At 42.7% G+C, this 11,212-nt stretch carries 16 protein-coding genes and 2 pseudogenes; 17 read left to right on the forward strand and 1 reads right to left on the reverse strand.

The window, feature by feature from the left end; genetic code table 11:
- The first annotated feature begins 65 nt into the window (after positions 1 to 65).
- The 3 genes from DXA97_RS09395 (at position 66) to DXA97_RS09405 (ending at position 3,275) form a co-directional block, all read left to right on the forward strand.
- Positions 66 to 977, forward strand: a complete 912-nt coding sequence (locus DXA97_RS09395; protein WP_118719749.1) for a hypothetical protein — start codon at positions 66 to 68, stop codon at positions 975 to 977.
- Positions 978 to 1,021: 44 nt separating this feature from the next.
- Positions 1,022 to 2,803 (forward strand): response regulator, encoded by a 1,782-nt coding sequence (locus tag DXA97_RS09400; protein WP_118719751.1) that lies wholly within the window; start codon positions 1,022 to 1,024, stop codon positions 2,801 to 2,803.
- Positions 2,804 to 3,071: 268 nt separating this feature from the next.
- On the forward strand, positions 3,072 to 3,275 hold the full coding sequence (locus tag DXA97_RS09405) for a hypothetical protein (protein WP_118719753.1): 204 nt from the start codon (positions 3,072 to 3,074) through the stop codon (positions 3,273 to 3,275).
- Between the two features lie 57 nt (positions 3,276 to 3,332).
- On the opposite strand, the gene DXA97_RS09410 is transcribed toward DXA97_RS09405, so the two are convergent.
- Complete coding sequence (locus DXA97_RS09410; RefSeq protein WP_147355555.1) at positions 3,333 to 3,698, reverse strand: hypothetical protein; 366 nt, start codon at positions 3,696 to 3,698, stop codon at positions 3,333 to 3,335.
- A 94-nt stretch (positions 3,699 to 3,792) separates the two neighbouring features.
- Between DXA97_RS09410 and DXA97_RS09415 the strand changes: the two genes are divergently transcribed.
- The 14 genes and pseudogenes from DXA97_RS09415 to DXA97_RS09470 form a co-directional block, all read left to right on the forward strand.
- The gene (locus tag DXA97_RS09415) at positions 3,793 to 4,026 is read left to right on the forward strand and encodes a hypothetical protein (RefSeq protein ID WP_118719757.1); all 234 of its coding nucleotides are present in this window, start codon (positions 3,793 to 3,795) and stop codon (positions 4,024 to 4,026) included.
- A pseudogene (locus tag DXA97_RS09420) lies at positions 4,004 to 4,371 on the forward strand (hypothetical protein). The gene DXA97_RS09415 and the pseudogene DXA97_RS09420 overlap by 23 nt, the downstream one beginning before the upstream one ends.
- Positions 4,368 to 4,535, forward strand: coding sequence for a hypothetical protein (locus DXA97_RS20150; protein WP_182436853.1), 168 nt, complete (start codon positions 4,368 to 4,370; stop codon positions 4,533 to 4,535). Before DXA97_RS09420 ends, DXA97_RS20150 begins: the two are co-directional and overlap by 4 nt.
- 93 nt (positions 4,536 to 4,628) lie before the next feature.
- Entirely contained in the window at positions 4,629 to 4,889 is a 261-nt protein-coding gene (locus DXA97_RS09425; protein WP_118719759.1) for a type II toxin-antitoxin system RelB/DinJ family antitoxin, read from the forward strand.
- 107 nt (positions 4,890 to 4,996) lie between these two features.
- Positions 4,997 to 6,931, forward strand: coding sequence for an ATP-binding protein (locus DXA97_RS09430; RefSeq protein ID WP_118719761.1), 1,935 nt, complete (start codon positions 4,997 to 4,999; stop codon positions 6,929 to 6,931).
- A gap of 96 nt (positions 6,932 to 7,027) precedes the next feature.
- A pseudogene (locus DXA97_RS09435) lies at positions 7,028 to 7,369 on the forward strand (phage tail tape measure protein); the annotation flags it as partial.
- Between the two features lie 470 nt (positions 7,370 to 7,839).
- Complete coding sequence (locus DXA97_RS09440) at positions 7,840 to 8,577, forward strand: hypothetical protein (RefSeq protein WP_118719763.1); 738 nt, start codon at positions 7,840 to 7,842, stop codon at positions 8,575 to 8,577.
- 23 nt (positions 8,578 to 8,600) lie between these two features.
- On the forward strand, positions 8,601 to 8,822 hold the full coding sequence (locus DXA97_RS09445; RefSeq protein ID WP_118719765.1) for a hypothetical protein: 222 nt from the start codon (positions 8,601 to 8,603) through the stop codon (positions 8,820 to 8,822).
- Between the two features lie 41 nt (positions 8,823 to 8,863).
- Positions 8,864 to 9,094, forward strand: a complete 231-nt coding sequence (locus DXA97_RS09450) for a hypothetical protein (RefSeq protein ID WP_118719767.1) — start codon at positions 8,864 to 8,866, stop codon at positions 9,092 to 9,094.
- Between the two features lie 157 nt (positions 9,095 to 9,251).
- The gene (locus DXA97_RS09455; protein ID WP_118719769.1) at positions 9,252 to 9,824 is read left to right on the forward strand and encodes a hypothetical protein; all 573 of its coding nucleotides are present in this window, start codon (positions 9,252 to 9,254) and stop codon (positions 9,822 to 9,824) included.
- Positions 9,824 to 9,955 (forward strand): hypothetical protein, encoded by a 132-nt coding sequence (locus DXA97_RS21555; protein ID WP_279221152.1) that lies wholly within the window; start codon positions 9,824 to 9,826, stop codon positions 9,953 to 9,955. The genes DXA97_RS09455 and DXA97_RS21555 overlap by 1 nt, the downstream gene beginning before the upstream one ends.
- A 99-nt stretch (positions 9,956 to 10,054) precedes the next feature.
- Complete coding sequence (locus DXA97_RS09460; RefSeq protein ID WP_182436854.1) at positions 10,055 to 10,249, forward strand: helix-turn-helix domain-containing protein; 195 nt, start codon at positions 10,055 to 10,057, stop codon at positions 10,247 to 10,249.
- A 381-nt stretch (positions 10,250 to 10,630) separates the two neighbouring features.
- Positions 10,631 to 10,951, forward strand: a complete 321-nt coding sequence (locus DXA97_RS09465; RefSeq protein WP_279221154.1) for an ATP-binding protein — start codon at positions 10,631 to 10,633, stop codon at positions 10,949 to 10,951.
- A 117-nt stretch (positions 10,952 to 11,068) separates the two neighbouring features.
- Positions 11,069 to 11,212, forward strand: a 144-nt coding sequence (locus DXA97_RS09470; protein WP_182436855.1) for a transposase, incomplete at its 3' end; no start/stop codon positions are given.

Genomic DNA, 11,212 nt, shown 5'->3' on the forward strand with positions numbered 1-11,212 from the left:
TATCATTGCTATTTTTTGGTAAAAAGAGTATACTTTAAAGCACTAAACACCAGGAGTATAAAATTATGAACACACACTCATCCGGATATTACAGCATAGACAAAGACTATAATATCCTAAGCTATAACGACACTGCCAAACAACTGTACCCCAATCTCCAGCCGGGAGTGAAATGCTATAAGGCACTTATGGGGCTTAATTCCCCATGCCCGCCCTGCCCTGTAGCACTGGGGATACAGGGGCCAAAGACCTACCTGGATCCGATCCGTCATATTTATGAGACAGTTGATGCAGTAGAGACTGTACAGCCCGACGGTAGCAGAGGACATGCACTTGTATTCAGCACAGTAGCCGAAGGAGAAAGCCTGTCAAAGTCTATTCCCACAGGTGAGAACTCTCTCCGTCTGCTGGGTGCCATCAACCTGCTTGCTTCTGACTACATGTCTGTTTATGGCGTAAACCGGGAAACCGGGAAAATCTCCGTATATCGTTCCAGATTTACTGATGCTTTTGCGGATATTAAAGATAATGCAGACTATAAGCTGTCATTTAATTTTCTCATCCAGAAATATATTCATCCGGATGAGCGTTCCTATGTGTCCAGACACCTGAATTATGAAACCCTGCTGGAAAGACTTTCTCAGGAAGCCTCTTTCAAATTCCATTTCAGGGTTGTCACAGATACTGTCCATTACTATTATCTGCTCATTGCCAGAAACGGAAACGCCGATGACTATCGGGATTTCGTAATTGCAGTGGCCTGTGAAGACAATGATGTGACAGCACGCAAAATCTATGAAAATCAGCTCCACTCTCTTCTGGCATCCATTACCCATGCTGCCGGCTACTTTCATCTCGACCTTACAGATGATAAGATTCTGAAGATCGGAGGCACTTCTGCCTTGGCCTATAAGATAGATGCTGACGCTTCCATTGACCATTTTATTGCAGAGACTGCTGTTTTATACCGGTATTAAAGGACAGAAACGATTTCATCAACGCATTTTGCCGCAGTTCCCTGATGAAAAGCTACGAGGACGGTCAGGTAGAAGTCACCAGAGTTTCCCGCTGTCTCTACGATGACAATATAACCAGGCTTTCCAAATATGTGACAAGACTGCTGCTCAATCCTTCCAATAACCATCTGGAAGCAATCCTCTACGGTGAGGATGTCACCAGAACACAGGAAGCCTATGAGACACAGGTAAGTATTGTCCAGACACTGAGCAGCAACTACCTGAACGTATACCTGATCAATCCCAGAGAAAAAACTCTCTCTGTGATCAAGCAGGAAGACCGCGATGTCCCTGCTCCGGACAAAAAACACAACAATACATACCCCTATGATCTTTTCCTCTCAGACTATATCCGGCAGCGTGTATATCCGGATGACCGTACAATGCTGGAAGAATCACTGGAACTGGATAATGTAATGAGTGTTTTGTCCAGTCAGTCCGAATACAAGGGGAATTACCGGATAAATGACAGGGATGGTATCCATTACTATCAGTTCCGCTTTATCAAAAACGAAGACTCCGGTATCATTGTTCTGGGATTTTTGAATGTGGACGATGTGGTGGAATCAGAAATCAGACACCAGAAGCTTCTCAAAGAAGCTCTTGATACTGCCGAACGTGCCAATGCAGAGAAATCCAATTTTCTTTCCCGTATGTCCCACGATATGCGTACGCCGTTGAATGGGATCATTGGTCTGCTGGAAATTGATAAAAAGCACGAAAATGATATCGGAGTCCTGAAAAGTAATCGTGAAAAAGCATTCATTTCAGCCAGTCATCTGCTCTCTCTTATCAATGATGTACTGGATATGTCCAAGATCGAGGATGGCGGACTTGTACTCAACCATGAACCTTTTGATCTGATCAGATATGAAAAAGAGACACAGATGCTGATTGATATGCAGGCACAGAAAAACGGCATTGATTTCACCGTTCATATCGCACCGGAGATATACGCACATCCCTTTGTATACGGCAGCCCTTTGCACCTCCGTCGTGCCATGATGAATATTTACAGTAACTGTATCAAATACAACAGAGAAAATGGGGCAATCCATACGGAGATCCATGCTCTCCCTTCCCATGATCATAAGCTGGTCTGCAGATGGACGATCTCTGATACGGGAATCGGCATCAACAAAGAATATCTGGAGAAGATCTTTGAACCCTTTACTCAGGAGAATATGGATGCCCGAAGTGTATATCATGGCACCGGACTGGGTATGAGCATTGCCAAAGCGCTATTTGAACAGATGGGGGGTACCATTGAGATTTCCAGTACTCCGGGTATCGGAAGTACTTTTGTGATCACTTTGCCATTTGAAGAGGCAGAAGAAACGGATATCTCTTCTGAGCCAGAATCTGAGCGAAACTCCATTCAGGGCATAAAGATCCTGCTGGCAGAGGATAATGAAATAAACAGAGAAGTGGCACAGGTACTCCTTGAAGAGGAAGGTGCTGTGGTAACTGCAGTATCCAATGGCAGGGAAGCTGTAAAACTTTTCTCCCGTCACCCCGAGGGGACATTTGATGTGATACTTATGGATATTATGATGCCTCTGATGGACGGATACGAGGCCACACGCCAGATCCGGAAGCTTGACAGGACGGATGCTTCTTCCATTCCCATCATCGCACTGACCGCTAATGCTTTTGCAGAGGATGTACGCCATGCACTGGACTGTGGTATGAACGCACATCTGGCCAAACCACTGGATGTAGAAAAAATGATCCATACGATTGCCTGTTACTGTTCAAGGGTATGCATAAGTCATTGTAAAAAGTGATGAATTTTTATTTTTTTATATTGTGGATAATCATGTTCAGCAAGAAAAAACTGTGTTTATAGTTTTTCTGCTGTTCCTTTTCTGAAAGCTTATACACAAAAGATTATCTTTCAGGCATATTTTTTAACGGATATCATCTGATTATGTCTGCTTTTTTATTGTAAAACTGGTACCTTATCCACAGTCAGATTGACGAAAGTATCCTTTCCGGCAGTTCGCTTTTTTCTGTGTTTCTGCTATACTTTTGTCAGGAAAGAGAGGACGGCTTATGAGTTACAGTTCAGGAACGACGGTAGATTCTGTAACCGCGTCTGACAGAGAAGCAGATGCAGCGGTGTCCGTATCAGAGGGAGATTCCGCTTCTGTAAAAGGCGATGTAGACGCGAGCGCCATAGATGGAGTAGGTGTCTCTGCTGACAATGGAAAAGCAGAGCAAGATAGTATATATTCATACAAAAATCAAGGAGTCTGAGAAATCTCTCAGGCTCCTTTTCATATTAAAAACGAACTGAGTTCGTTTTTCAGTTTCTTATCTAAATGTTCCCTCTACCGCTGTAATAATCACTTCAGTTCGCGGATTATCTTTATCCCAGTACACGCGGCTCCCATCGGTGGAAACGATAATCTTTGCATTGTCATCGGATAAAACCCCATAATGGACCAGAATATCGTGCAGGGCTTCATTGAGATTGGTCAGATCCACACGCCGTCGGGTGGGCATATAGAACTTGGCAGCTACATTAACCGGTTGATTAATGCCAAGTGCTTTCAGAAAAACGGAACAATCTTTCTCATAATGTCCGTATTGCGAAGAAGGACGCACAAAAGGTGTTTTCTTGTCATCAGTAGTTTTTTTCCAGCAGATTTGCTGATGATTTTTAAACTGAGGGTTCATTTATTGCATGGACAAGGTATGGTAAGGTAGAGATAGGCGCCATAGAAGATATTTTCACTATATTAATAGAAATCGCTGAAAGGGGAGAATATAAATGCTTACAGACAAAACATATTTTGGAATTATGCGAGCTGCAATCAATGTGAAGACTGGAGAACCACATACAGACTGGCGCTTGTCACATGTAGGACAGAAAGGTCTAATAGTTGCTCAGCCAGATGATGAGCCTGGAAAATATGTGGTGTACCTTTTTATGAAAAACTACAATTATTTCCATTCTTCCAGGGGTGAAGGAGTGATAAATCATGAGTATGATTCAGAAAATTGAAATTGACGGAAAGCAGGCGCCGTTCAAGGCATCTGCGGCGATTCCCCGTATTTACCGCATCAAGTTTCACAGGGACATTTACAAAGACCTGGATGCGCTCGGCAAAGCGGTGGGGAACGGCGATGCGGAAAACTCCCACCTGGATATGAAATGTTCGAGAACATCGCCTATGTGATGGCAAAGCACGCAGACCCGTCTATTCCTGACTCTCCGGAGAAATGACTGGATGAATTCAGTACCTTTTCCATTTACCAGGTGCTGCCGAAGATCATCGAACTGTGGGGACTGAATGTGCAGACGGATGTTTCTTCTAAAAAAAACTTCGCCCAACTGACCGCCAAATGACAACACCGTTATTGCTGCTGCGCTGCGTACAGCTTGGCATTTCTATTCGTGACCTCGATTTGCTCACGATAGGAATGGTCAACGATATGTACGCAGAAAGCGGAAATAATGAGTATAAAGGCTATTCGCAGATGGCTACGCAATCTGACATGGATGCCTTTTAACAGAAAGTTCACAGCTCACAGCTCATATAATGACACTATATTGACATGACACGAGTATGTGAGTATACTGTAAACCATGTGGAGGTTTTGCGTATGCCAGCAACAAATCTGAACATCCGAACGGATAAGGAAATCAAAAATCAAGCTGAGGAGATTTTTAATGAACTCGGTCTGAATATGACAACTGCGATCAATATGTTTCTGAGAACTGTGGTTCGTGAATACGGCATTCCATTTGAATTAAAACTGGACGTGCCGCAAGAAACAGCGGCAGAAGCAGCTTTAGAGAGCAAGAAAATGTTGTCTGACCTTTCAGAACGTAAATCCTCGAATGAGGAAACAATGAAAGGATAAATCTGAAAAGCGAATCAGCTGATGGAAAAATGCACGCTCTGCAGATGCGGTATTTACATCAGTCCCTTCCACATATTTCTATGAAATAAAAAGTGGAGTCAAATTGAATGAAAACACAAGCAGACAAGAAGTCAGTCAAAGACATTCAGGAGTTAAAGCAGAGATTTACTAAGTTTTCCATAGGTTTATTTGCAATTTTGACGCTTTCAATCACATTGTTGGCATCAGCATATACATATATTCTGCAAAAATCGTATACAGATATCGCCCTTGAAACGGAACTCAAACGTGATATGGAAAATGCAGATGCAATCCATAAATTGGTAAATGAAAAAATCGGAAGAGAAGAATTTGCCACGCTCCGCCATCAATCTGATGAAAATACAGAAATGTATCACAAGGTTTCCTCGTTTCTAAATGAAATTCGAACGTTGAATTCAACCAGATATTTATACACCGCCACCCGAAATGAAGAAAACAGGCTGATCTATGTGGTGGACGGTCTGGATCCCAGCGCAGGAGATGTCAGACATCCGGGAGACTATATTGAGGAAGAAATGATTCCGTATATTAACAAGGCTCTTTCAGGAGAGACGGTGTATTCGCAGAACATTGTTGATACGACATGGGGTCCTATTTTCACAGCCTGTTATCCTGTAACGGGCGATTTAACGGGCGATTCGGATGAAATAGTTGGTGCTTTATGCATTGAAATGGATATGCAGTCTGTGAATGGGCTGGTAAAGCGAACAAGAAGAGTATCCGTTTATGTTGGAGCTATGGCAGGATGTGTGTTGTTTTTGCTTTGTGCTGTCTGCTTTATCGGCTACAAAAGAAAAAGAGAAGATGAAATTGAACAGACGCTTTTGTTGCGCGAGGCTGCGGAAAAAGCAGAGACCGCAAACAGAGCAAAATCATCCTTCTTACTTAACATGTCACATGATATTCGATCACCTATGAATGCTATTATCGGATTTACGGACATTGCACTGAATCAGACAAATGTATCTGAAATTCACGATAGTCTGCAAAAGGTAAAAATAAGTTCAGAGCATCTGCTGTTGTTATTGAATAATGTACTGGATCTTAGCCGTATCGAGAACGGAAAGGTAAGCTTCTCACCTGAGCCGGAGAATTTGCCTGTCCTAATAGATAATGTGATTGCTATCGTGGATGGACTCCTACTGAATCGGGATTTAACATTTGAGATACATCGCAACATCCCCAAAGAACTTTATGTTCTGACGGATGCAACAAAAATTCGTGAGATATTGACGAATCTTCTGAGTAATTCGGTCAAGTTTACAAAAGATGGCGGAACGATTACTTTTGAAATTAGTATCAAACCGGGCATAGACGAACGGCATATTGTAAGCAGTTATGCGGTAAAAGACAATGGCATTGGTATGAGTGAAGAATTTCAGAAAAGGCTGTTTGAACCCTTTTCACAGGAGGATAACGGCGCACGAACACACTATGCCGGAACGGGGCTTGGAATGGCAATTTCCAAGCAATATGTAGAACTGATGGGCGGTACAATTACGGTTCACAGCAAGAAAGAGTGTGGTTCGTCTTTTACAGTAGAAATTCCTATGGAACTTGCAGACCCCAAAAAGATACCTGAGCTGAATCTGATACAGGATGTCAGCCTTAATGGAGTAAAGGTTCTTCTCGCAGAAGATAATGAGCTGAATGCGGAATTGGCAATCACGCTGCTCGAAGAAGCAGGTATGCATGTAACTCGTGCAGTAGATGGACAGGACGCAGTTGCTTGTTTTGCCAACAATCCAGCAGACACATATGATGTGATTCTAATGGATGTCCTGATGCCTAAAATGAATGGGCATCAGGCGGCAAGGGCAATTCGTGCAATGAGCAAGGAGCGCCCAGACGCTGCGAAAATTCCAATCATCGCACAATCTGCAAATGCATTCAAGGAAGATGTACAGGCATCCTTGGATTCTGGAATGAACGGACACATTTCAAAGCCATTCAATATAGATGCAGTGACCACTGCAATAAAACAAAATATAAAGAGATAGAAGATTGAGCAACAATCCGATAACTATCAGAGCATCGTTCAAGGTTTATTTGGACGGTGCTTTTTCTATACCCATTTTTCAGAGAGGAGGTGCGCTATGGCGGCAAGCAGAATAAAGGGGATCACCGTTGAAATCGGCGGCGATACCACCAAACTATAGACAGCCCTAAAGGGTGTCAATTCGGAAATTAAGAATACGCAGGCACAGCTGAAGGATGTCGAAAAGCTGTTGAAGCTTGATCCCAGTAATACGGATCTGCTTGCACAGAAGCAGAAGCTCCTCTCTGATGCGGTATCCGAAACCAATGATAAGCTGACCACACTGAAGACGGCGGCAGAGCAGGCAAACACAGCACTTGCCAACGGTGACATCTCACAGGAACAGTATGACGCCTTGCAGCGAGAAATCATCGAAACCGAGCAAATTTATAAAAGCTTGAGAAATGGTGATTAACAGAGGTAGGAAATGACGAAGCAACTGTAACTTCTAAGGTCATATTTTTTCGTGCTCCTTTTATTATTTTATTTTTTGAAAAATGATATGAGGGTCTTTTTTAAATTGCCGGTAGGTAAGCGACAGCAGGTGCTATTTCTTCTTTTTAGGCACTCCTGGTTTGTTCTGGTTTCTGTGATTTTCATAAATCCGTCTGCCAATAAATCCGATGCAGAGGGCTACAAATAATATCGTGATATTTGCGATCATTGGTTAATGCTCCTTGTATGGTTTATGAAGCTATTGTAGCACGCATGACGGTTTCTGTATATGAAAGGCATTGGAAATTTGTTATTTATTGTTCCTGGTGCCTTTTCTTTTCTAACCACATCGCATCCGTTTTTATTTTCCGCAGCTGTCACCATATTAATATAAGAAGAAACTCATTCATTCGAACACAGAAAGGAGACTATCCCATGAAACATATTAAGCTATGCACCGCCTTGCTTCTCACCGCACTTCTTAGTACCGCGGCATCCCTGGCTTACGCCGCAACAGATTCTTTCGGAAACGAGGTCGACTGGGAGGAAGGCTATGGCTACGAAGATGGTGCAGGATCGGAAAAATTAGAGGAAAAAGAACAGAAATCAGAAGAGGGTAGCACAGAGTACAGCTTTTCAGAGCAGGTCAAGGTTTTAGAACAAATGCAACAGTATGAAACATCCGCCCCGGAAGAGACCGGGTACATATCTGCAGCACTTACCATTCCAGACAAGGAGTGGAGCGAAAGCAACATCCGCGTCACGCTGTATGACGGCGGTAGAAAAGAGGAGTTGTGGCTGTATCGGCAGAGTGGTTGGAACGGTCGTGCAGAAATTCCTGTCGGACACTATATGATTGGTAAGGCGGAATCCGCTGATGGAAATTATGAATTTACCGTGAGTTCGTCTACGTTTGATTTGGTGGAAAATGGAACGGTTGCTTTAGATCTGACTTTGGGTACATCAAAGCCGCAGGTCGTAATTCCGGACGGCCTTGCAACGGCGGCAGATGCCGAAAACCCCGCACCGCCACAGGAAGATGCAAAGGCGGCGATTCCATACGCAGTCGTTATCGTGGCGGTGGTTTTAGTTCTGCTGATTGTAGCTGTTGTCAGTGTCATTAAGGTCCGCAAGGAAAGAAAAGACGGATATCGTAACAATCTGTTTGACTAAGTAAGGGAAGGGGAGATTTTTGTATGGCAGAGATTAAAGAAACTATCACTGGTGATTTGTTCAAGTATCTTTGTGAGCATGAAGTAAAAGGCACCGAGGAAGAGATTTTTTCCGCTTGGGTAAGCCAGTCAACAGAAATGCCAGAAGCCGAAGATCTTCCTATCTGCTTTCAAATGATCCGGAATATGAAGAAATCCAAAGTGGATAAGGATATTCTGAAAAAGTATGGAAAGCTATTCTATTAAGCGATATACTTAGAGAAAATACACTACGGAGGACATCCTATATGGAAGCTTTAGAACGATTTTACAAAGAGTATCTGATTGATTATGCCCAGGATAGCAACTGGGAACGCTATGATGCAGATGCACAGATGACGCGAAACCGCGTAGAGGACATATTGGAAACCGGTTATATTTCGGAGGATGATCTTGACTTTCTTCGATCCCTACTGCCGGATATAGAGAACGATGGTATCAGAGAGGACTTAGAAGATTTCTTGAACCGCTGTGAATAATAGAATATTTGTATTAAGAAATCCCATTGGCTAAATATTGCTGATGGGATTTTTTATGTCTGCCCATTTGAGCCTCAATTTTGATTTTATTTTTGAACTCAGTCTCCATGCTATGAACAGGTAACTACAGACCTGTTTTGAAAAAGGAGAGAGACTAATGAAAGAAATCAATATGAATGGGACAGCGAGAAGAACCCTAAAGACTTTACCGGATTTTGAGCAAATTTTACAAGAAATCCGGCTGGCACATTTGACACAGGACCAGGATAAGCTTGATGCACTGTTTACGGAGTTTTACGATGCCGTGATGTGCGATTCCGATAGTTGCTATCACATTCAACAGACTGCTTTTAGGACGTTGGTGCTGACTCAATACAAAAAAATTGAGCGCCGAGTGAAGATATCCTGTGAATCGTTTGAGGATGTGATGCAGAGTGTGATGGAGGGCATTTATAACGGCTCACTGTTTTTCCGTAGTTTAGATAAGTTAGAGGGAGCAGCAAGAGACGCTCGTTTGGCAGTAATAATGACAAAATCATGCTGGCTGCAAGTTAACGATTTTATTTGCGCAAAAAATTCTGGTGCCGAAGTTAATCCTAAGCTTAGGGGTGATCTGGGGCTCTTAAAAGGGCGGGTTGTCTCAAAAAAAGACGGGAAAAGGTACTATCACTATGCGCAAACCCGGCCAATTCTTGCTTACATCAAGGACAAGCAGGAGGAGGTGGCGTAATGTCCGCTGTATCAGTAGTACATAGTTATCTGGAGATGGATCCAGATCTGTTGTTCCGTGTTGCGGCAGCAAACTACACGCTTTCGATGGAGCAGATCGCGGCAGTGCTGATGCAGATAAGGAGCCAATAAGTATGATAAGAAATAAAGGTAGCCCGAACAAATTAACCGAGAGTTCATTAACAGTAACGATAAATTATGATAAGATATTTTTATAAGGAGATTACTATTATGTCGAAGAAAAAAACATCAGAAACTCCACAATATATCACCGTGCCAGATGCGGCAAGTATTCTTGGAGTTCAAAAAGCGTATATTTATCAACTGATCAATCAGGGTTTTATCCCAGCTTACCGCGTAATGCCTCGAAAAACACTTCTTATCCGGAGCGAGCTGGATAGTTATGTCCACGCGCAACAGATTTAAAGATTATACGCAAAGGAAAAAAGGATATAGATTATTGGGGTAACACTGGGAGAACAAAGTTATAATCCAAATAGTTCCTGTATTTACGCCATTTATAGCGGACAGAGTAGCCGCTTCGTAATGCGTGGGTCGCCGGTTCGAGTCTGGCCAGGAGCTTATAGGAAAGCAGAAAAATCTCCCAGAAAGCAAGGAACATTAAGGGTTTCCGGCCGGATGGGGGATTTTTTGTTATCTGCATGAAATAAACCAAACTTTATGATTGCGGATAAAAACTCGACAAAATTCTATGAAAACACGTCAAACAAGTAAAAGCAATTGACATGATTTTTCAAAAAATAGTATAATTTCTGTAAAAAAGTAGGCAAAGCATTTCTGGAGAAGATATTCCTCCCATTTGAACGGGAAAACACAGCTACGATCAGCGGACATACCGGTACAGGACTGGGACTTGCCGTTACGAAGCGCTATATTGATGCCATGGGTGGGGAAATCCATGTTTCCTCTGAGGTTGGAAAAGGAACTGAAATCATTGTATCATTGCATCAGAAGCTGTCAGAAAAGCCGGAAAAAGATGCAGAAGCCGTATCCTTGGAAGAAGCTAAGAAAACCTTCTATGGAAAGCGTCTTCTGATCGTAGAAGACAATGACTTAAACCGTGAGATTGAAGCTGCGATCCTGGAAGATGCGGGATTTTTAGGATAACAAGCGGGAATCCTCGGTTATTCAATTGCCGAGATGAAAGCGTCTGAAACGCAAGCGAAATCGAAAGTTTGTTCGATTTTGCTTGCGTTTCTTTCTGTATGATAGTATACTATGCGTATGAAAGAAAAATTAATACATTCAAGAACTTGTGGATACAATATCAACTACCATGTGGTGTGGTCTGTGAAATATCGCAGGAAGATTTTATCGGCAGAGATTGAGACTTATCTAAAAGAACTGGTTCAGAAAATAGCATCCGAT

This window comes from Clostridium sp. OF09-36, assembly GCF_003481985.1.
Classification (GTDB): Bacteria; Bacillota; Clostridia; order Lachnospirales; family Lachnospiraceae; genus Brotaphodocola.